The 22,616-nt window shown below is 44.2% G+C and carries 12 protein-coding genes; 3 read left to right on the forward strand and 9 right to left on the reverse strand.

The window, feature by feature from the left end; all coding sequences use genetic code 11:
* The first annotated feature begins 117 nt into the window (after positions 1-117).
* Positions 118-795: an SAM-dependent methyltransferase gene (locus ACTQ9T_RS04870; RefSeq protein WP_440464235.1), complete on the forward strand. Its 678-nt coding sequence runs from the start codon at positions 118-120 to the stop codon at positions 793-795.
* 138 nt (positions 796-933) lie between these two features.
* On the opposite strand, the gene ACTQ9T_RS04875 is transcribed toward ACTQ9T_RS04870, so the two are convergent.
* The gene (locus ACTQ9T_RS04875; protein ID WP_440464236.1) at positions 934-2,328 is read right to left on the reverse strand and encodes an ABC1 kinase family protein; all 1,395 of its coding nucleotides are present in this window, start codon (positions 2,326-2,328) and stop codon (positions 934-936) included.
* A gap of 393 nt (positions 2,329-2,721) precedes the next feature.
* Positions 2,722-4,071, reverse strand: coding sequence for a phosphoribosylamine--glycine ligase (gene purD / locus ACTQ9T_RS04880; protein WP_440464465.1), 1,350 nt, complete (start codon positions 4,069-4,071; stop codon positions 2,722-2,724).
* Positions 4,072-4,531: 460 nt separating this feature from the next.
* On the opposite strand from purD, the gene ACTQ9T_RS04885 reads away from it, so the two are divergent.
* Complete coding sequence (locus tag ACTQ9T_RS04885) at positions 4,532-9,382, forward strand: NAD-glutamate dehydrogenase (RefSeq protein ID WP_440464237.1); 4,851 nt, start codon at positions 4,532-4,534, stop codon at positions 9,380-9,382.
* Positions 9,383-9,613: 231 nt separating this feature from the next.
* Here ACTQ9T_RS04885 and ACTQ9T_RS04890 read toward each other — a convergent pair whose 3' ends face one another.
* The 6 genes from ACTQ9T_RS04890 to ACTQ9T_RS04915 all read right to left on the reverse strand — a co-directional run bounded on the left by ACTQ9T_RS04890 (position 9,614) and on the right by ACTQ9T_RS04915 (position 20,264).
* Positions 9,614-13,528 carry an AAA family ATPase gene (locus tag ACTQ9T_RS04890; protein ID WP_440464238.1) on the reverse strand — a complete coding sequence of 1,305 codons (3,915 nt, stop codon included), beginning with the start codon at positions 13,526-13,528 and terminating at the stop codon, positions 9,614-9,616.
* Between the two features lie 102 nt (positions 13,529-13,630).
* Entirely contained in the window at positions 13,631-15,226 is a 1,596-nt protein-coding gene (locus ACTQ9T_RS04895) for an exonuclease SbcCD subunit D C-terminal domain-containing protein (protein WP_440464239.1), read from the reverse strand.
* A 168-nt stretch (positions 15,227-15,394) separates the two neighbouring features.
* Entirely contained in the window at positions 15,395-17,062 is a 1,668-nt protein-coding gene (gene cobA / locus ACTQ9T_RS04900; protein WP_440464240.1) for a uroporphyrinogen-III C-methyltransferase, read from the reverse strand.
* Positions 17,063-17,265: 203 nt separating this feature from the next.
* A complete protein-coding gene (locus ACTQ9T_RS04905; RefSeq protein WP_010198043.1) occupies positions 17,266-17,904 on the reverse strand; it encodes a phosphoadenosine phosphosulfate reductase domain-containing protein in 639 nt (212 codons plus the stop codon).
* An 85-nt stretch (positions 17,905-17,989) separates the two neighbouring features.
* The gene (locus ACTQ9T_RS04910) at positions 17,990-18,586 is read right to left on the reverse strand and encodes a DUF934 domain-containing protein (protein WP_010198042.1); all 597 of its coding nucleotides are present in this window, start codon (positions 18,584-18,586) and stop codon (positions 17,990-17,992) included.
* Positions 18,579-20,264, reverse strand: coding sequence for a nitrite/sulfite reductase (locus ACTQ9T_RS04915; RefSeq protein ID WP_440464241.1), 1,686 nt, complete (start codon positions 20,262-20,264; stop codon positions 18,579-18,581). Before ACTQ9T_RS04915 ends, ACTQ9T_RS04910 begins: the two co-directional genes overlap by 8 nt.
* Positions 20,265-20,538: 274 nt before the next feature.
* Here ACTQ9T_RS04915 and sat point away from each other — a divergent pair, with 274 nt between their 5' ends.
* On the forward strand, positions 20,539-21,792 hold the full coding sequence (sat, locus tag ACTQ9T_RS04920) for a sulfate adenylyltransferase (protein WP_440464242.1): 1,254 nt from the start codon (positions 20,539-20,541) through the stop codon (positions 21,790-21,792).
* 105 nt (positions 21,793-21,897) lie between these two features.
* Here the strand turns inward: sat and ACTQ9T_RS04925 are convergent, their stop codons facing one another.
* Positions 21,898-22,419, reverse strand: coding sequence for a hypothetical protein (locus ACTQ9T_RS04925; protein WP_440464243.1), 522 nt, complete (start codon positions 22,417-22,419; stop codon positions 21,898-21,900).
* Positions 22,420-22,616: the final 197 nt, after the last annotated feature.

A 22,616-nucleotide genomic window follows, 5' to 3' on the forward strand; every position in this document is an offset into this window, starting at 1 on the left:
CAAAAGGCAAATACCCGTCTATCTATGTCAAACCAAATCAATCTAAGCAAAGCCAATAGTTTAACAATCATATTGATACCTTGCTAAAGGTTATCGTTCACAGGGCTATATCTTATCATGATGCAACAACCAACGCTTTCCCATCAGAAAACCCGCGCTTTTCAACCACATAAACTGTCAGCACCGCGTGACTTTATTGTTCCAACAATAATCAACGAAATTGAAGATAATGTCCCTTTACTGCTAGAGATTGGTGCAGGGAAGGGTAAGCACGCGCTCAGTTTTGCTACACAGAATCCTGGCAAGCAGCTGATAGCCATTGAACGTACTCGTAATAAGTTTGAAGCCTTTGCTAAACTTGCCACACAGCAAAATGTAGATAACTTAAATGCTATTCATGCTGATGCCATCGCGTGGATCGTACATGCGATCGCACCCCGTAGTATTGCCAAAATTTTTATACTATACCCCAACCCTGAACAGCACAATCCTAATCAACAATGGTTGAATATGCCATTTTTTGAGTTCTTATTATCGCGTCTAAAAGTTGGCGGAGAAGTGGTGCTAGCGACTAATATAGAAGCGTATATGGATAATGCAGTGCAACAAGCCTCTGCGGTATGGTGTTTGCCAAATATTCGCCACCACGTGCCAATAGACAGTGAGCGTACGCACTTTGAGGTAAAGTACCTAGCACGCGGAGAGACATGTTGGGAGCTGACGATGCGTAAGCCAGAGGGCTATAAAACGAGGTTTGATGATTGGCATGCTAGTAATGTGAAAGACAAAAAATAGCCTAAGCGAATAACAAAAACATTAAAAGTCATTAATGATGGTAAGTTATATTACATACTAAATAGCCTAAGTAAATAAAATAGTTACGTAAAGAAGACTGCCACTAAAGGGCAGTCCAAAAATTACACTCATTTCATATTACAAGTAAGGCTTCACTAATTTATTAGAATCCGTATAGGCGTCTAAAACTGTTAAAAGAGTATAAGCACCAATAAATTTACGACTAATAAACATAAATTCTTTTGGTGGAAGATTAAATTCGAAAGACTGCATCGCCCGTGTCGCAGCAGATGAGAGGCGTGAATGCAGCTTGCTATTTGCCCAGATATAACGGTTTTGTTCATCCAAACAATCAGTAGGAATGTCGCTATTCATCGCGGGATCACTAAAAGGCTCAGTTGCCAATAAAAATAACGAGGCAATATCAGAACGAACTTTTTCACTCATCGTGTCAAAAAAGTCATAGCCAGTCATGGCTTGGATCATCGCCTGATGATCATGACGATAACCAGCTTTTAGTAAACCATGAGCAATCGTCAATAGAGTGTTATCAAACTGGCGAATAGCCCCAAAATCTAATAATACTAACTTATCAATATCGTTTTCATTATCGCTGACACGGACGAGGTAGTTACCAAAGTTTGGATCCGTTTGCATCTCGCCCCAAACAAAAATCTCTTGCATCATAATTTCTATGGCTGCTTGACCAATGGCATTGCGGCGCTCGTGGGGCAAAAGCTGTAGCGCTTCAGAAACAACACTAATGCCAGGCTCATAAGACATACATAACAGACGTTTGCTCGAATAAGTGCGATTTATTTTGGGCACAGCATAACGTGGATCATCTATCAAACGCTCATAAAAACGCTCAGTGGTTGCAGCCTCTGCCTCATAATTAACTTCGTGATGGAGTAGGTCGCGTATCTCTTCAAACCATGCATCGAGCGAGCGCGTTTGCGGGACAATGTTGCTGACTTTTAGCAAACGCTTAAATAAAGCAAGATCAGAGTTGATGGCGTCTGCCACCCCTGGATATTGAATTTTCAACACCACTTGCTCACCAGTCGCTAACACCGTGGCTCGATGGACTTGGGCAAGAGAAGCTGTACCAATCGGGATAGTATCCACATCAAGCTCACTGAGTTTGTCACCCAGTAGTTGACGCAAGGTATGCTCGATGGTTGGCCATGATAGGGTAGCCGTATCATCATTAAGCGTTTGTAAGGCACGTGTTATCTCAGGCGGCAATACATGCTCACCATAAATGGCCAGCATTTGACCGATTTTTACTACTGAGCCTTTCAGTTTGCCCAGTTCTTCTGCCACATAATTTGCCTGCGCTTCCATAAAAGCTTGGTTACGTGCCGTGCGCGCTTCTTTATTCAAAAACATACCAGACACGCTATTGCCTGCCCAACGACGACCAATATTTAGAGAGGTTTTGGCAATCGACATACGACGCTCAAACCCTGAGGTTTTTAAGTTGTCAATTGATTGCTTATTATTAGAAGGTTTAGACGTATCATTTGCCATAAATATAATCATTCATCCAGTTGGTATTGATTTGCGGGTTCAAAACCTACAATACAAGAGAGATGCGACGCGCAGGTACAAACGGGTACAAAATTGTATCATATAAAGAGAAGGCGGTTTATAAGCCTTAGTTGACTACTGGCAGTTACTTTGTAAGCTAAAGTAAGATTCGAACGTTTACACACGCTAGCCAATGTTGTTGCTACAAACGACTTCATAAAGTAAAAAGTCTGTATCGATTTAAAGATACAGCAAAAAACACGACCTAGCATAGCACTAGGGCGTGTCATTAATTAGCACATTGATATATTTTAGTAGTCTTAGAATAGCTAACAGTAGTCTTAAAACGGCTCAATTTTGCCAAACATCGTCAGAAAGCTTGTTAATAATGGACTATGCCTTTGCTTTTTCGCGGGTAATCGCATGATGACCGATATCGCGGCGATACTGCGCCCCATCAAAGCTGATTGCACCTGTTACTGCCAATGCGGCTTGTTGAGCTTCTGAGATAGTATCTGCTAATGCCGTCACGCATAATACTCGTCCGCCATTAGTAATAACTTCTTTGTTATTACCCGTATTTGCCGTATCAGCATTGCTATCATGTGAAAAGGCCGTGCCTGCGTGAAAGACTTTAACCGCATTATCACTATTGGCATCCAACTCTGGCAAACCAGCAATCACATCACCTTTTGAAGAATTTTCAGGATAGCCTTTTGAGGCAACCACGATACCAAGGGCAGGGCGCGCATCCCATTGAGCATCACTTGGCAATTGACCAGCCAGCCCTTGAGCGACTAAATCTACCATTGAAGACTGCAAACGCATTAAAATAGGCTGTGTCTCTGGATCACCAAAACGGCAGTTAAACTCGATGACATACGGATCGCCTGCCTTGTCAATCATGAGGCCTGCATATAAAAATCCAGTATAAGGATGACCAGCGGCATTCATAGCGTCAACCACGGGCTGAATAACTTGTGCCATTACCTTGTCATGAACCTCTTGAGTAACGACTGGTGCAGGAGAATAAGCACCCATACCACCAGTGTTAGGCCCAGTGTCGCCTTCAAAAGCGCGCTTATGATCTTGGCTGGTTGCCATCGGCAGGATATTCTTGCCATCAACCATACAAATAAAGCTGGCTTCTTCACCTTGCAAAAACTGCTCGATAACGACACGGCTACCGGCGTCGCCAAACTTATTGTCAGCTAGCATATCGTCGATTGCATCATGTGCTTGTTCGACAGTCTCCGCAACGATAACACCTTTACCGGCAGCTAGACCATCCGCTTTGATAACAATAGGCGCGCCTTGCTCATCAATATAGGCTTTGGCAGCATCAGCGTCTGTAAATCCTTGATAAGCCGCCGTCGGGATATTGTTCTGTGCCATGAATTCTTTGGCAAAGGTTTTTGAGCCTTCTAATTGCGCACAATATGCGGTCGGTCCCCAAGCCTTAATGCCAGCAGCACGGCAGGCGTCGACGATACCTGTAACTAGTGGCGCTTCTGGGCCTACGATGACCATATCGATGGCGTTATTTTGGCAAAACTCGATGACAGCACTGTGTTCGTCCGCCTCACTGCGTGCAGGCTCTAAAACAACGTTTTGGCATTTAGGTTCAAGGGCAGTACCAGCATTGCCTGGCACGACGTAAACGTGTTGGACATTGTCGTCTTTTGCACATTGCCATGCTAGCGCGTGTTCGCGACCACCTGAGCCAATCACCAAAATATTCATCATACGTCTTGCCCTTAGCATTAAAGTTAATAATGAGTTAGTCATACACTCTGAGAGATACGGTCATATTCTAACAAAAAAAGTGTCTTGATTACCATGAGTATCCACTTGCCAGCAAGTATTCGCCAATAATTAAGGCTTCATTGTCTCATGAGCAAAGGTTATCGGCATGTTGCTGATTCATGAAATGATGTTGTACGCTTTAGCTATGAGCGTAGGTGCGTTACACTTCAACATATTAACGGTATCAAATCTAGCAAGCCGTTTGCTCTTATAAAAGTTAGGCAATAAAAACCAGGAGAGGATGCCAATAATAACAAGGTAGCTCACAAATGGAGTACTACCATCTGACATCGGTAAGATTCATTATATTCAAACGTTGCTAGTCATTGATATTGATTAATGAGTGAAAATAGATAGAGAAAATTGAAGTACTAAACTTATAACAAGGACAGCAAACATGCCAAACTCTCTAAGTATCGCAAAAGAGCACATAAGCCAGATAAGCGATATTGCCACCAACTATGTACAAAATGACAAATCGCTATTTGATCATTTTATTCATAGTTATTACCAGCCGCTGCATCAGGAAACAGCAGAGGCGATAAGTAATACTGATTTAGCTGGCATGGCACTCCATCATTTTACGCTACTGAAATCGTATGATGGCAAAAAACCACAACTCGCCATTTTAAATCCAAAGGCAGAAGAGCAGCATTTCCACAGCTCACACACAGTCATACAGATAGTGGCTTACGACAGGCCGTTCTTGGTAGACACAATCTTGATGAGCCTTGAGGCTCAAGGTATCGACGTCCATCGCACGTATAACATCATTATTAGTGTTGCGCGTGATGATGACGGCAATATCGTTCATATTGAGGGCGCGCATGAAAGCGCCACGTCTCACTTATCTTTGATTCATTGCGAAATTGCCTATCAAGACAACGAAGAGTTAGCAGCATTACAAGAACTATTATTAGCAAAAGTGGACACGCTTGATACGGTCGTTGGCGATTGGAAGCAAATGAGAGAAAAACTGACTTCTATTCAATCTGAACTGTCAAAAAAACCACTGCCAGAAGTATTCTATTCCCAGAAAGAGATTCAAGCATTTTTGGATTGGATATTAGACGATCATTTTATCTTTTTAGGCTATCGTGAGTACCGCTTAGAAGGCGGTAGTATGATGGATGTCAACAGCGATGCTACCAACGCTAAAAATGCAGACTTGGATTTATTTGCTATTGGTAATAGTGGGCTTGGTCTGCTACGTGGCGCTGAAGAAGACAAACTGTCAGAAAGCTTTAGCCAATTGCCAACAGTACTCAAGCAGCTATTGACTGAGCCGCGCGTACTAATGCTCTCTAAATCAAGCCGTGTCTCACCTGTGCATCGTCCAGTATATATGGACTTTTTGGGCATTCATAAGTTCGATGACAACGGTAAACTGGTCGGTGAATATCGATTTATCGGTTTGCTGACGTCGCAAGCCTATCAGCTGACCGTCCAGCAAATACCACTACTGCGCGAAAAAGCCAATAAAATTATGGCAATGGCATATCTGCCACGAGATGGTCATGCACACCATAAGATGATGCACGTCATCAACACCTTGCCACGTGATGATCTGTTTCAGGCCAGTGTCGAAGAGTTATATCCAATTGTCTCTGGCATCAGCCAATTACAAGACAAAAAGAGCCTACGTCTATTCAGCCGCATCGACCATTATCAGCGTTTTGTTTCCTGCTTGGTCTATATTCCCCGTGATAAATTCAACACCGAATTGCGCATTAAAGTACAAAATGTCTTGAAAGATGCTTACGGTGGTACGTCATCTGGCTTTACCACTGAGTTCAATGAATCTGCCCATGCTCGTGTGCATGTCCATGTACGCACCGTGCCCGGTCAAGTTAATGAGGTGAATACAGCAGCTCTAGAAGAAAAACTATCGGCACTCATGCAGTCATGGGGCGATCATTATCAAAAAATGCTACTCGATAATGTGGGTGAACAACAAGCCAATGCACTCAATCGTCGTTTCTTAAACTACATACCTGCCGCTTACCAAGAGCGCTTTGATGCTCGTACCGCCGTCGAAGATGTCAAGCGTCTGTCTGGGTTAACCGACGTTCAGCCAATGATTTGGCACTTGTATCAGTCAACGGGTGACGCGAGTAATCAATTGCACCTGAAGCTCTATGGTCGTGAGCAGCCAGTCATCTTGTCAAAAGTATTGCCCATTCTTGAAAACTTTGGTGTCTCGGTGATTTCAGCGCAAACCTATGAGTTTGACTTGCCTGAGAAGCCTATTTGGATGCAAGAGTATGAGCTCACCTTGGAGCATGTCGATACGGTCAATATGCAAGTGGTGCGCAATCAATTTGAAGAGAGCCTCAAGCAGATTTGGGCAGGACGTGTTGAGAGTGACTCTTTTAACGAGCTGGTATTAATTACCAAGTTAGATACTCATGATGTGGTTGTGCTCCGTGCCTTGCAGCGCTACATGATGCAAGCCCGTGCACCATTCTCTAGTGCTTATATTCAGCAGACTGTGGTCAAAAATAGCGACATTAGCGTGGCATTAAGCAGCTTGTTCGATGCACGCATGAATCCTAAATATAGTGAAGATGAGCGCCAAGAAAAAACCACGCAGATTCAAGAGAGAATTAAAGCAGCATTGATAGACGTTGATAGTCTAGATGAAGACCGTATCTTGCGTTGGTACTTAGACTTGATCAATGCGATGGTGCGTACCAACTTTTATCAGAGAGACAGTGAAGGTGTGCGTAAAGACCGCCTATCGTTTAAGTTTTTGGCAGCAGATATTCCAAACTTGCCCAAGCCTAAGCCAATGTTTGAGATATTTGTCTACTCGCCACGCGTTGAAGCCGTACATCTACGCGGTGGTAAAGTCGCCCGTGGTGGTCTACGTTGGTCAGACCGTATGGAAGATTTCCGTACCGAAGTACTCGGTCTGGTCAAAGCGCAAATGGTTAAAAACGCGGTTATTGTTCCTGTCGGTTCAAAAGGCGGCTTTATCGTCAAGACCAAATCTATGGCAGATGGCCGTGAAGCGTTCCAAGCCGAAGGTATCGCCTGTTATCAGACGTTCTTACGCGGTATGCTCGATGTCACGGATAATATTGTAGATGGAAAAATTGTCCCGCCAGCCGATACGGTGCGTCATGATGAAGACGATCCGTACTTAGTCGTTGCAGCCGATAAAGGCACGGCAAGTTTCTCTGATATTGCCAACGCCTTGTCTGCCGAATACAACTTCTGGCTCGATGATGCCTTTGCCTCGGGCGGCTCGGTCGGTTATGATCACAAAGCTATGGGTATCACTGCTCGCGGTGGTTGGGAGTCGGTTAAACGCCACTTCCGTATGCGTGGCATGGACATTCAAAACCGTGACGACTTCACTGTGGTCGGCATCGGTGATATGAGTGGTGATGTATTTGGCAATGGTATGCTGCTCTCAACCCATACCAAGCTAGTCGCTGCTTTTAACCATCTGCATATCTTTATTGACCCTAATCCAGACACTGCTGCCTCATATGCTGAGCGCGCGCGTTTGTTTGAATTGCCACGTTCATCGTGGGCTGATTATGAAAAATCATTAATCAGTCAAGGTGGTGGTATATTCTCACGTCAAGATAAAAGTATCGCTATCAGTGCTGAAATGAAAGACCTCTTCGATATTATCGAAGACAACTTAGCCCCTAACGATCTCATCAGTGCTTTGATGAAATCACCGGTTGACCTCATTTGGAATGGTGGTATCGGTACTTATGTAAAAAGTGAAAGCGAGAGCCATGCCGATGTTGGTGACCGTGCTAATGATGTGCTGCGTATCAATGGTAATGAGCTGCGCTGTGCGGTGATTGGAGAAGGGGGTAATCTGGGCTTCACCCAGCAAGGGCGTATCGAATACGCACAAACGGGTGGGCGCATTTATACCGATGCCATCGATAACTCAGGCGGCGTGAACTGCTCAGATCATGAAGTCAATATCAAAATCCTACTCGGCAAAGTAGTCGAACAAGGCGATATGACTTTAAAACAGCGTAATGAGCTGCTAGAAAGTATGACTGATAATGTGGCAGAATTGGTGCTGCGCCAGAACTATCTACAACCGCAAGCGATTGAGCTCAGCCATATCCGTGCCGCTGCTAACTTAAGCGATCATCAGCGCTTCATCCAGATGCTAGAAGGTGAAGGGCGTCTTGACCGTGCTATTGAGTACTTGCCAGCAGACGAAGAGATTGCCAAGCGTCAAAAAGCAGATACGGGTTTGACCCCTCCTGAGCTTGCCGTGGTCATGGCGTATGGCAAAATGTGGGTTTACGATAACTTGTTGCTATCTGACTTGCCAGATGACCCGTATTTCATCAATGAGCTGCGCAAATACTTCCCAGATGAGCTGGCTACGCGGTTCTTTGATGAGATGACTGAGCATCGCTTGCATCGTGAGATTATCAGTACTTATATGACCAATAGTGTGGTCAACCGTTTGGGTATCGAAGCATTGTTCCGTCTCTATGAAGAAACAGACCAATCTCTAGCGACCATCATCCGTGGATACGCGATTAGCCGTGATGTCTTTAATGTATCAAAAGCTTGGAACACGCTTGAGTCGTTAGATAATAAAGTCGATGCGACATTATTGCTCAACCTTGAGCTACGTCTACGTGATGCGCTCGAGCGCGGTGTGGTTTGGTTCATCAATACCTTTGGGCAAAACTTGCAAGTCGCTGATATGATCAGCCGCTTTAGAGATAGTGTTGAGAAATTAACCAAATCAGGCGGGTTCATTGAGCAGCAATTTGCAGAGTACTTAGAAGAAGACACTCATAGCCTAATGCAAAAAGATCTGTCCGATAGTGATGCCACCTTGTTTGCTATGCTGCCTTACCATGTCGATGCGCTAGATGCGGCGTTACTTGCCGAGCAGTATGAACGTCCTGTCGATGAGATTGCGACTCTATACTTTGAAGCCTATCAAGTCTTGCAGCTCGACTGGATGACGGATAACATCGCGACTTTACCGCAACAAGGCTATTGGGATCGCCGTGCACGTCATGCCTTAGCGAATGAATTATCACGCAGCTTGCGTCTATTGATGGATGCTGTTCTCTCAAAACCCGATGCAAAACAAGCGTTTAGTGAATGGAAGTCTCGTCATCAAAACCAGCTCGAATTGATAACGACAGAGATGCACAAGCTCGATAGTAATGATGATATTCAAATCAGTCTGTCAACGCTATCTGTGCTCATGAGTGAGCTGAGCGGCTTAGTGACAAAGTAGCTAGAATAGTAACTAGCAAAACAGTTGCTATTAAAATAAATGATCGTAAAAAAACCACCGTTATCCATTAACGGTGGTTTTTTATTATTCAATAAACGATGGTCATTAAACGTTGGCTGTCATGTTATAGTCAAAATACCCCAAAAATGCGACGATACTGCTGATATATCGATATTACTTTTCACTGATTATATGTGGCCTTTATCGTTACGCTGTTTTTTAATAACGGCGTTAACTTAGCACCTTCTGACAACCTTGACCAGATATCTGACTGAATCCTCCTGAAAGTTTTTCAACCTTAATTTGAGTGAGAATACGATCTTTTAATGCCTGTACATGCGAGATAATACCGATCAATTTACCTTCTTGTTGTAGGCTGGTTAAGGTATCTAGCGCAATATCAAGTGATTCTTCATCAAGTGTCCCAAAACCTTCATCCAAAAATAGCGAATCTACGCGAATATTGTGACTGGCCATTTGCGATAGTCCCAGTGCGAGTGCCAAGCTGATAATAAAACCTTCACCGCCGGATAGATTTTTAGTACTGCGAATATCACCGCCTTGGTAGTTATCGATGACATTTAGCTCAAGCGGATTGTTATCGTCATGAATCAGCAAATAGCGATCACTCATCTTTTGTAATTGGCTATTGGCATGGCTAATCATGACCTCAAACGTTAAGCCTTGGGCAAAGGTACGGTATTTTTTGCCGTCAGCCGAACCAATTAAAATGTGGAGCTGTTGCCAAACTTGCAGCTTTTGTTTCTGTGCATTGATAGCAACAAGCTGAGCTACTTGTTGTCCTTTTTGGTTGTGATTGTCTGTGAGCTTTTGATCAATAGCCCCGATTTTTTGACTTAACTGATCAATCTCCGTCTGAATCTGGTGATGCTGCTCAGCAAGTGTATCTCGGCTTTGTTCTGTCATAAGGGTGGCAAGCTTTTGCTCTAACGCTTGCTGAGTGACATCCAATTGTAACTTAGCTTGATATAATGCATTATCAATAGCCAATTTGCGTATGTGTAGGGCTTCTCGCTCTTCTTTAGGCAGGCGTGCATTGATAAATTCTGACTCATCCGCGAACTGCGACTCTGCGAGTGAATCAGTAAAGGTTTGTTGCTTACTACCCATCATGACAGTGGCAGACTGTAGCCCCATCTCTAGCTGTTGCTTTCTAGTCGTTAATTGCTCTAATGCTTGCTGCACCGAATCTAACCGCCTTTGTGCTACTACTTGCTTAACTTTAGCCTCATCAATAGCACTGCGTAATTGCGTCTCTTCGTAGTCTGGATTTTTATCTGAAAAAACCTCTATTCTAGAGTGGTTTAGTTGTTCAATATCATTGGTTTTATTGGTAATGAAGTTTGTTAGTTTTGCGAAAGCTACTTCATCGTTGGTAAGCTGATCTTGCTTAGTCTCAATCTGCGCAGCCAAGCTGCTTAACGTATTGGTGAGTTGCTGTTGGCTGTCTTTTTTCTCATTAAATTTTTGTTTTAACTGATTAAGCGCGCTACGCTGTTGACGCAATACATCTATATGACGGTCATAGTCTGCGTTATCGAGCACAGTGTGCTGATCGATACTGTCATCCAGTTGCCCAAGTACGTCTTGAATGACTGTTGACTCAAAATCGATACTGAAATCATTCTTATATTTATCTACAGGGTATTTGCGCACTAAAGATGAAATTGTTGTCATAGCAGGCGACAGCTCAGAGAAGTTAGCCAAAATCCTACCTTCGATACCTTCAATTTTCTGCGCGTAAAGCGTGATGTCAGTTGTTAAGTTATTGATATTGCTAATCAGTGCCTGCTGCTGTTTTTCGTCATGTTCGATAGCAGTACGGAGGGTGGATGCATTCTCAGTCAGCTCGTCATAATGAAGCAATGTCATCTTGATGGACTGCTTTTGTTCAATAAGCTGCTGTTTAACGGTATCTAATAAAAATACGCACTGCTCAACATCCGAAATATCGGTATTAATACCGTCACTCATTTGCGCCAATGGCTTGATAATGGCTGCAATCGACTCAGAATAACGATGGTCGGTATTTAACAGCGACGATATGTAACCCTGAATATCACTGCCTAAGGTTTTGGATTGCTGCTGTAGTGGTGCTAGTCGCTGCTGCTGGTTGTTAAGCGTTTCTTGCTTTGTGGCATATTCGATACGGTAGCCCGATAAAGCTTGCTCAAGACTCTCAATGCGGGTTTCTAATTCAGCCAGTTGCTGCTGGGTTTGCTTTATTTGAGACGGTTGATTTTGGTTGCTAGTGTCGTTGGTATAATTGTTGTCCAATAATGGATGCTGTTTGCCGTAAGGGTGCTCATGTGCACCGCAAAGCGGGCAGGGCAACCCATCCTCTAGTTCTGTTATATAGTCTTCAAGCTTAGCGACTTTTTGTAGTAGGGTTGAATGTGTCAGCTTTTCTTGTCGTTTGATTTTGGCATCTTGAATGTCTGATTGATGGCTAGCCAGCAAACCTTCTAATGTTGTTAACTCATTATTTAGCGTCGGTAGCGAGAGAGTGGTCTTTGTGATTTGGCCAACAATCTCGGACAACTGCTTTAGCTTAAAGCTGGCTTGCGAAATTTGATTGCTAATGTGATCGATTTGCTCTTGTTCGCTACGCATACTAGCGATTGATTGATTTTGGAGCAGTGCCGATTGTTGCTGTTGCAAGTGGGTCAATTGTTCACGTTGTTGTACTACCTTCAGTTTATCCGCGGATTGCCGCTCAGATAACTGATCACATTCAGCCTTGAGTTGTTTGGATTGATGGTTAAGCGCAAGACTGTCTTCTGTTAAGTGGACATTGTCCTGTAGCAGCTCTTTTAGTCGACTACAGCTATTATCAAAGGTTGCTATATCCGTATCGAGGTCGTTTAATTCTTGGTTGTCGTTAAAATGCTTTTCTATAGTGCTAAGCTGAGTTTTGGTCACTTGCTCTGTTTGTTTGTGGTTAGCGATTTCTTGACGTAATTTATGAGCATTACTTGCTAGTACATCTTTACGTTGATTATCGTCTACTAGAGACTGTGATAACTGTTTTATATTGGCATCCAACTCACGCGTCTTGGCAATGACTGGCAAGGTCGTTTGAAGGCGTTCTGTGGCTTGCTTTTCAATAGTGTTGGCATCGTCTAACTGAGTCGCAGTCTGGGTCAGTGCTTCTTGCTGTACTGGAAGCTTATCAAGCAGTTCCTGTTGTTCAATACCCAGCCGTTTAACCGTATCGCGGCTATGACTCAGCTCTCGAAATTGGCTGTCAATCTCCAATGCTTTGCTGGCAATGTCTAAGCGCAGCGCTTCAGGAGTGAAGTCTTGCTGTGCCTGCTGCGCTGTTGAAAATTCAGTTTGATAAATAGCCAGACTTTGCTGTAACTGCTGAACGTTGTCTAGCCACTGTAGTTGCTCGCTTAGTGTTTTAAAGGTTTTTCGTTGTGTGCTTTGCTGTTGATTAAGATCTTCTAACGCTGCAATCAGCAGTTGTTCATCTTCGATACTTAGTAAAGACAAGCTGTTGACGCCTGCTTGGAGATTGCTCAGCACCTCTTCTTCAGAGCGTTTCTTTTCATGCACATTTAATGATATTTTGGCATAGATGGCTGTACCCGTTATCTTCTCTAAAATGGCGGCTCTATCACCAATATCAGACTTTAAAAACGCTGCAAAACTACCCTGTGCCAGCATAATAGATCGGGTAAATTGGCTAAAGTCCATGCCGATAAGGTCTTGGATATAGACCGATGTTTTAGATTTTTTTTCTTCTAAAATCTTGCCAGTTTCGACCTCACTGATTTCATGCTTGATCGGCAATAAGTTGCCTTTGGCTTTTTTGTGAGCACGATGTTGATACCACGAGCATTGATAGCGTGTTGAGTCAATCTCGATGATGACTTCAGCCGAGCACTCACCTGTACCCTGAGTCATGATCTCGTTTGTCGAGCCTGTAATATCACCCAATCTTGGCGTTTGGCTATACAGTGCTAAGCAAATCGCATCCAAGATGGTCGTCTTGCCAGCGCCCGTCTGCCCAGTAATGGCAAAGATGCCCTCATTAAGAAAAGCGGGGTCACTAAAGTCAATGTGCCATTCGCCTTTTAGGGAGTTCAGGTTTTTGAGTCGCAGTTCAATCAGTCGCATGGGCAGGTCTTATTTTTATATAGAGTAGTGAGAAAATGGCAGTGATGAGAAACAGTAATGATAAATTAAGAAGCTATTAATTGCCTCTGTAATAAGCTGCTATTATTCGTCCTGAGTGTCTTCATGACGAAGGTTATAAACGATTTGCTCATAAGCATCACGCAAGATTGATTTTTGCTCATCAGGGACGCTATGAGCGACTAAGCAACGCTCAAATACTTCTTGCTCATTTAAATCTTGGAGCGTCTCAGAGATCTGCTGTTGATTGAGGACTTTATTATAGGTATGAGTATTTTTTATTTTTAACACCTCACAGGACGAGCCATCTACCATTGATTGAATATGATCGCGCAGCTCACTGACCACCTCATTACCTGTATAAATAACTTCCAGCCAAACGGACTCTGTTGCATCGAGAGACTGAATGGTTTTATCGATAGTTTGATTAATGGATTCTAAATCACCTGAGACTTGTGCTAACTTTTGAAATTTTGGGATGGGTAGAGAGATGACCTGCATCTGACGTGATTCGTCATGATGTAGTAGGTTAGAGACTAATATGGAGTTATTTGTAGAGTGGTTACTCTGTATAGCGTTTACTTGACTAGAAATTGAGTCGTTAAAGGCGTTTGGCGTAATCGCTTCGCTGTCTGCCGAGTCACCAAAGCCAAACAAGTCGTCCATAAATTCAGTTGCTTGAGCGGCTGCTTTTGTAGAGAGTTTCTCTACGGGTTTCTCGATAGGCGCTACCGTTTCTATCGCCTGAAAACTTATAACTTCATCAATTGCCTTTGACGGTGAAGTCTCATCAGTAACCTGCTTTGAAGCTTCGCCAAATTTTACCAGCAATACCTGTTTTTGCTGGCGAGCCTCTCCAAAACCCATCGCGATAGGCGAGCCTGAATAGCGAATGCTCTCACGACCACCGACACGCTGCGGCACATGCAAGTGACCAAGTGCGACATAATCAAAGCATTCATCGAACATATCGGCGGATATTTTGCCCAAGCTTCCCACATACAGCTCACGTACGCCATCATCATCAGTAGTAGTGCCACCAGCCGCGAATAAATGCCCTGTCGCGATGATAGGAATGTGACCCTGGTTTGCTTCGGCTAATTTAGCCTGCTGAGCTTTGGCAATGCTAGCGACTTCATCATAATGGGCGCGAATGCCTTTGATGACATTGGCGTCTTTACTATCTGTGGACTCGCCAGCGCTACTGCTACGCACATCGCGGTCGCGCAAATAAGGGACAGCGGCGACAATACAATGAGGTGTACCATCTGCATCATTCAAAACCAATACTTCGTCGGTTAAGTCGTCACAGGCCGTACCAATCACATGAACGTTTAAAAACTTAAGCACTTGACTGGGTGCATCTAGAAAAGTAGGGGAGTCGTGATTGCCCGCGACTATCACTACGTGCTGACAGCAGGATTTTGACACTCTACCCAAAAACTCAAAATACAATGCTTGGGCTCTATTACTTGGCGTCATGGTGTCAAAAATATCACCAGCAACGATTAATACATCGACTTTTTGCGCGCTAATCGTCTCTTCAAGCCAACTTAAAAATGCCTCAAATTCCTCATAACGCATGCGACCATAAAGCCGTCGTCCCAAATGCCAATCAGAGGTATGGAGTATAGTGAGAGGTTTAATAGGCATAGATTTGGTATCGGCAAGTGTGGACATAGTTGAGCTTAATAATGAGTAAGAGACAGCCTTCATTCTAGCAAGAATTATTGCTGTTTGCTCTGCTGCCAAAATAAAACCCTACCAAATATCATTGATAGGGTTTTATTTTGGTTAGCCCCTTTAGGCGGCTATCGATTAAGTTTTCGATTTAGTTGAGGAGAGTCACTAATCAATAACCAGTTTCTCGAGTCCATCTTCTTGCTGCGTTGCTAGATTGGCTACCATTGATAGGGCATGTGCTTGCTGCTGCAAGCTTGTTTCTTTGGGTGTCGCAGCAGTACCGCCACGCAACCAATTATTTGCGGTGTCACTGACGTTTTGATTGTGCTGCTGATTCTGTAAATTATACCAAGCCAAATCATGATGTAGCGCGACCACATCACCCATGATTAGTAAGGCTGGCGTTGGTAGTTGCGCTTGTTCTTGTTGGGCGACAATGGTTGCTAGCGTCCCTGTTAACACCTGCTGGTTTGGCATACTGGCGTTGGATATGATAGCGATTGGCGTATCAGCATTGCGTCCTGCCTCAATCAAGCCTTCAGTCAAACGTGCCAGCGAATGCAAACCCATATAAAATACCACGGTTTCGTCCGTATTTAAAAAGCTCTTAAAGTTGCTATTGGGTGCGCCAGCCTTTAAGAAGCCAGTGACAAAACGTACTGACTGCGAGTGATCACGGTGGGTGAGCGGAATACCAGCGTAACTTGCGGCAGCATTGGCAGCGGTAATACCGGGGACGACTTGATACGGGACGCCATGGGCACGCAGGCTTTCAATCTCTTCGCCACCACGTCCAAAGATAAAGGGATCACCACCTTTTAGCCGTACCACACGGCGACCTTCTTTCGCACTATTTACCAACAGCTCATTGATACCAAGCTGAGCGACGGCGTGGTTGCTACGTTTTTTACCGACAAATACTTTATCAGCATCACGGCGACATAGATCCAATACTTGCGGTGATACCAGCGCATCATAATAGACAATATCGGCTTGCTGCATTAAACGTAGCGCTTTAAAGGTAAGCAGCTCTGGATCACCCGGGCCTGCACCGACGATATAGACTTCACCGATAGGCGTTTGCTCAGACGATGCAGCTGAATGTTCAGGATGTTGTTGTGACTGATCTTTTGAATCCGTCACTGATATCGCTGTTTGTGGAATTTGAGTGTCTGCATTGCTGGTTCTATCAATTTTGGCAGCCGTCTCGTCCAAGTCGGCTTTTAATTGGGCGGCCGCTTGGGTTTCATTACCCGCAAACATCAGCCCACTGACTTGACCTTCAAAAGCACGCTCCCAAAACTGCCGACGACCTGTCAAGGTTGGGATTTTGCTTTTTACCTCAGTACGAAAATCGCCTGCCAGCTTGGCAAGTTTGCCGTAGCCTTGAGGTATTAAGGTCTCAAGACGCGCACGCAACAGACGTGCCAGCACGGGCGCTTTACCATTTGAAGAAATACCTATCACAATGGGATTGCGATCGACGATGGCAGGGAAAATAAAATCACACAAAGGCGGGGTATCGACCACGTTTACGGGAATATTAATCTCGGTAGCATCGGCATGAATTTGATGATTGAGCGTTTCATCATCCGTCGCCGCGATAATGACACGCGCGCCTGTCATATAGGTTTTATGATAGTTTTCATAGATGAGTTGGTGCTTGCTATCAGATAGCAACGCTTGTATCTCAGCCATAATGGTTGGTGCCAGTATCGTGATACAAGCCCCAGCGCGGCTGAGCAAGTCAGCCTTACGTAGCGCCACATCGCCGCCACCGACGATCAGCACTTTGCGGCCTTCTAATTTAAAAAATAGCGGAAAGGTGTTCATAGCATCACCAGCAATTTATTCAATATAAAATATACCCTCATTATGAGGTATCGCGTGCGACGTCTCACTTAGTGTATTGGCATTAGTATATTCGTTTTTGACATGTTAAAGGTGGTTTTTGATTGAAAAGGGAATAGCCATACAGAATGCAAAAAGCCCTCTCGTTTATGAGAGGGCTTTTGCTTAACTAAAATCAGTCGATATTACAGCTGAGTATGCAGGCCACACTCACGGCTCTCTTCTACTTTCGTTGGATCAAAGTAGTCATGCTCGTTAGGTAGTTTGTGCTCGTCTAGATAAACATCCAAGTCTGCATCTGTTTTTTCAAACAACGGTGCTACTTTCAGCACGCCATCTTTTGATAGACTTAATACATCCAGACCTTGGCGGAATTCGGTTTGATCTTTACGAATGGCATTGAACCAAACGTCAGGCTTTAGCTCATCTAGTGCGCGGCGAAACGGCTCAAGCTTCACTTGTTCAGTGAATTCGTCATGCTGTGGGTTATCAATCCCCGGAATACCATTCATAGTGGCGTCACGATGGGCAGCCGTTTGTTTAGGGATATACGTAATGACATTTAGACCTAAATCTTTGATGACTTTATTAGCAAAACGATAAGTGGCATCGGTGTTATAACCAGAATCTACCCATAATACGGTAATATCAGGACGTTGCTTGGCGACCAAATGCAAAATAGCAGATTCATAAGGACGGAAGTTCGTCGTGATAATTGGGTTTTTAGCTTGCTGCAATGCCCATGCTACGATTTCTTCTGGTGATTTACCCTGTAGCGCTTGGTTGGCTTGGTCAAGGTCTAGATTTGGGTGTAGTTGGCTCATAATGCGTTCCTTAATTGTTGTTAATATAGAAATGGTTAAATAAACAAAATATTTAAAAGTAAATAATGGCTACTGAATAGCAATATTAAGCGCCCGAAAACATCGGCAAGTCGGCAGCGTTGCGACCATCATAACTGCTGGCAAGCGCATTGAATGCTTGACTGATGTCAGAGATAGACTGCATATCGTGCTCGCTAAGTACAAAAGTGTCGGCACCCGCGCGCAGTAGATACGCAATTTGGTCACGACCAAACTTGCCTGCCATACGAATCTCGCCTTGAAAACCGAGCTGACGTAGCGTCTGTGCGAAACTAAAACCGCGCCCATCAGTAAAGGCTGGCACATGAATCACAATCAAATCTTGCTTTAACAAAAAGTCTGTCAATCCTGCCAGCGCATCAGTATCGGTGTCTGAGGTAATCCAAACACCAAGACGGCTAGTATGCTCGCCCAACAGCTCATATACTTGCTGCAATAGTCCACCAGCGAGCGTGCCTTTAGCATCCAGCAAGTCTGCAAGTGGTAGGACAACGTCGAGCTTCTCTTGCTTTTGTAAGGTCTCGAGCAGCGATATCTCTGTGAGAGCGATACCATCTGGTATCTCATTGGTGGTAAGCGCATGCCAAGTATCAGTCTGACTGATATCGACACCATCACTATTTAGTACATGATGATTACCCATAGACCTTCTCCTTAAATGGTGCGATACCGACGCGATCGACCAAATCAGTAAAGAGTTCTACGTCATTGTCATTACTAGCACGCAGCTCTAGATAAACGTCCAAAATCTTTTGTAGAGTAGTAGCGACATCATCAGCTGGCACTGCTTTGCCCAATATCTTGCCGATTTTGGCATCACTGCTTGAGTTACCACCCAAACTAATTTGATACCAGTGTTCGCCTTTTTTATCGACACCAAGGATACCGATATCACCCGTATGATGGTGCGCACAAGCGTTCATACAGCCGGACATGTTTAGACGAATCTCACCCAAGTCATAAAGGTAGTCGAGATCATCAAACTGTTTCTCGATTTGCTCAGCGATATTGTAAGTCGTGGCATTGGCAAGCGAGCAATAATCCCAACCTGGGCAGACAATCATGTCTGTTAAGGTGTTTATATTGGCACGCGCTAAATTAAGCTCAGTCAGCTGTTGCCATAGCTCATACAGATGATTGGTTTGCACGTCAGCAAACACCAAATTTTGCTGATAAGTACCGCGTAACTCCCCAAAGCTATATTTATCTGATAAGTCAGCGAGGGCATCCATTTGCTGCTCGTTGACATCGCCCGAAGGCACATAGCTTCCGTCGACCAACCCTGCTTTTAACGAAATAACAACGGCACGGTAGCCCGACACTTTATGCGCGACCGTATTTTGATTGTACCAATTGGCAAAGTCTTTATCGGCATTGAGTTGCTGCTGCAAATCAGACTGTGCTTGCAGAGCGTCGAAGGCAACATAATCAGGCTCGCTAAAAAAACTGCTGGCAGTGGCAAAATTCTCGTCTGTTAAGGTCAGCGCGCCATCTCTGGTATGCGCTTCCCACTCTGCATCGACCAATTTGGCAAAGGCAGGACCGCCCATGCTCTCCACCAATATTTTAATACGGGCTTTAAATTTATTATCGCGGCGACCATGCAGGTTATAAACACGCAAAATAGCATCTAGATAACTGAGCAGATGCTGACGCGGTAAGAATTCGTTAATCACTTTACCAATCACTGGTGTACGACCAAGACCACCGCCAACCAATACTTCAAAACCAATCTCGCCTGCCTCATTGGTTTTTAAATGTAGTCCCACATCATGCACTTGCGTCGCCGCGCGGTCATTGGCTGTACCAATAACAGCAATCTTAAATTTACGCGGCAAAAAGGCAAACTCAGGATGAAAAGTTGACCATTGACGAATAATTTCACAATAGGGACGTGGATCTGCAATCTCTTCTTGATGAATACCAGCGTAAGGATCAGTTGTGGTATTACGAATACAGTTGCCCGACGTTTGGATGGCGTGCATCTGTACCGATGCCAGTTCTGCCAAGATGTCTGGAACTTCCTCTAGCTTTGGCCAATTCAACTGGATATTGGTACGGGTCGTAAAGTGCCCATAGCCTCTATCATATTTGCGAGTAATCTCTGCCAATTTACGCAATTGGTAACTGGCTAGCAGGCCGTAAGGAATAGCAATACGCAACATCGGCGCATAACGTTGGATATAAAGGCCATTCTGCAAACGCAGGGGCAAAAACTGATCTTCTGGCAGCTCACCGGCCAAAAACCGTTCAGTTTGGTCGCGAAATTGGGCGACCCGTTCCTCTACCAAGGTTTGGTCAGCGTAGTTATATTGATACATGACGTAATCTCAATTTTGTTTTTAGACTTAAAAGCAGCGACGAAAATGATTTGCGTGTGTAATAGATTTTGTTGCCGATCGCAATGTGAATAATTCAGCTTTACATCATATAAGCTTGTGCCAAAAAACATAAATTCCTTTAAGACATATCCATATCCAAACACAGCATAAATTTTCATAACGAAAGTTAGGTAGCCTATGCGTATTCTATTTATAAGCCAATTTGCTAAGCCAATTTACCAAGTATAATCATTTATTAAGGTTTTAAATCAATATGACATCTTCAGTCCTCAATCAAGCAGCTTCAAAACTAGTCCCTCCTCATGGTAGCAGTGAGCTTAAGCCATTATTGTTAACTGGCGACGCCCGTGATCAAGCCTTGGCACTTGCCAGCACATTACCGACGATTACCTTAAGCTCTCGTGAGCGTGGCGATTTGATTATGTTTGGTATTGGTGGCTTTACCCCGCTAAACGGCTTTATGAATCAAGCCGACTGGCAGGGTGTGGTTGATAACATGCGTCTGCAAAGTGGTGAGAATGCTGGCTTGTTTTGGCCGATTCCAATTACCTTATCTGCACCAACAGCCACAGCCGACAGCCTAAATAAAGGTGATAAAGTTGCGTTGGTCGCTGAAGACGGTGAAGTGATGGGCATCTTGACGGTTGAAGAAACCTACAGCATTGATAAAGAACACGAATGCCAGCAAGTATTTACCACGACAGACTCTGAGCATCCGGGTGTGCAGCAAGTTCTAAACCAAGGCGATGTCAACATCGCAGGTAGCGTAGAAGTGCTGAGCGAAGGCGAATTCCCAGCCTTGTACCCAGAGATCTATAAAACGCCTGCGGAGACGCGCGAAATATTGGATGCAAAAGGCTGGAAAACAGTCGCAGCGTTCCAGACGCGTAACCCAATGCATCGCTCACATGAATATCTTGCCAAGATTGCTATCGAGATTTGTGATGGGGTGTTGATACATTCATTGTTAGGTGCGCTCAAGCCAGGCGATATTCCTGCTGACGTGCGTCAAGAAGCCATCAAAACCTTGATTGACAACTACTTTAGACAAGATACGGTGATTCAAGCGGGTTATCCACTAGACATGCGTTATGCTGGACCTCGTGAAGCGTTACTACATGCGGTATTCCGTCAAAACTATGGCTGTAGTCATCTGATTGTTGGTCGTGACCATGCTGGTGTTGGCGATTATTATGGTGCCTTTGATGCTCAGACTATCTTTGAGCACGTTGGCAAAGACGATCTGATCACTCAGCCGTTAAAAATTGGCTGGACGTTCTGGTGTAATGCTTGTAATGCGATGGCATCGGACAAGACTTGCCCGCATGACGCCTCTGAGCATGTCAAAGTGTCAGGCACTAAGCTACGTAAAGCACTATCAGAAGACGAAGAGGTACCAGAGAACTTTAGCCGTCCCGAAGTACTAGAAATTTTGCGCAATTATTATGCCGGTATCGCTCGTGAGGAACGTGCTGAGGTTAAGCTCACTGGTGCATCAGCCGTATAATTAATTTGTATCGTTGATAAATAAAATCAGTCATAAAAAAAGGTGTCAGACTTATCGTCTGGCACCTTTTTTATTGTCTACAGTAAAGCCTAACGTCATTGAATGTTAATTCAGCTCTAAAGCACCCGAAAGCTTCTCATAGTTTCCGGCTAGCGTACCGCCACCTGAGCAAAAATAGTTCAATGCATATTTATCTGGGCTATCAATGGTCAGCGTATCGTCTTTAAATTGAAAGAATACATTGTTGTCATTGCTGTTATTTATCTTGGTCTGAAAAATAATGCCGTGTGCATCATCCTGGCCCAGCAAGGTCGCCTTACCATCAAAATGACAGGTTGGTTTTTTCACATCACTGCGGGCGCGCACTTTTATAGTAATGTCTGTCGCTCCGTCAGGTCTCACCATAATACCCACCCAATCATAACCTTGCTTGCGAGCCGCATAACTCTCTGAGGCGTAGTCACCAACGACTTTTTGCACAGCAGGTGTCGGCATAACAGCAGTACTTTTTACTTTGCTATCACCGTAGTTATCATTGCTATAACTACAACCGCTGACGGTAACAAGAATAGGGCTGGCAAATAATAACGCAATAGAAAGTACTGAGCGAAGTTGGTATTGAATCATATGGTCGCACCTTGTGGTTAAGTGAATGATAGGTATTGCTCCTGCCTGCTTATGCCAAGTGCTTCACTCGATAAGCTAATTTGTCACTAAGCGTTCATGAAACAAGCTGCTAGCATGGCTCTCATTATACTCAATATTAAATTCAAAAAGTCAAATTCACTGAGCAATAGCCATTGAGACCATAATAAGTATTTTAA

Source organism: Psychrobacter sp. ASPA161_6, from assembly GCF_051970285.1.
Lineage (GTDB): Bacteria > Pseudomonadota > Gammaproteobacteria > Pseudomonadales > Moraxellaceae > Psychrobacter > Psychrobacter glaciei.

Bases quoted from the DNA above. Each gene is read 5' to 3' on its own strand.
- ACTQ9T_RS04905 (WP_010198043.1), bottom strand. From the start codon at position 17,904: ATGAGCCAACTACACCCAAATCTAGACCTTGACCAAGCCAACCAAGCG.
- purD (WP_440464465.1), bottom strand. From the start codon at position 4,071: ATGAATATTTTGGTGATTGGCTCAGGTGGTCGCGAACACGCGCTAGCA.
- ACTQ9T_RS04890 (WP_440464238.1), bottom strand. From the start codon at position 13,528: ATGCGACTGATTGAACTGCGACTCAAAAACCTGAACTCCCTAAAAGGC.
- ACTQ9T_RS04870 (WP_440464235.1), top strand. From the start codon at position 118: ATGATGCAACAACCAACGCTTTCCCATCAGAAAACCCGCGCTTTTCAA.
- ACTQ9T_RS04875 (WP_440464236.1), bottom strand. From the start codon at position 2,328: ATGGCAAATGATACGTCTAAACCTTCTAATAATAAGCAATCAATTGAC.
- ACTQ9T_RS04885 (WP_440464237.1), top strand. From the start codon at position 4,532: ATGCCAAACTCTCTAAGTATCGCAAAAGAGCACATAAGCCAGATAAGC.
- cobA (WP_440464240.1), bottom strand. From the start codon at position 17,062: ATGAACACCTTTCCGCTATTTTTTAAATTAGAAGGCCGCAAAGTGCTG.
- ACTQ9T_RS04915 (WP_440464241.1), bottom strand. From the start codon at position 20,264: ATGTATCAATATAACTACGCTGACCAAACCTTGGTAGAGGAACGGGTC.
- ACTQ9T_RS04925 (WP_440464243.1), bottom strand. From the start codon at position 22,419: ATGATTCAATACCAACTTCGCTCAGTACTTTCTATTGCGTTATTATTT.
- ACTQ9T_RS04910 (WP_010198042.1), bottom strand. From the start codon at position 18,586: ATGGGTAATCATCATGTACTAAATAGTGATGGTGTCGATATCAGTCAG.
- sat (WP_440464242.1), top strand. From the start codon at position 20,539: ATGACATCTTCAGTCCTCAATCAAGCAGCTTCAAAACTAGTCCCTCCT.
- ACTQ9T_RS04895 (WP_440464239.1), bottom strand. From the start codon at position 15,226: ATGTCCACACTTGCCGATACCAAATCTATGCCTATTAAACCTCTCACT.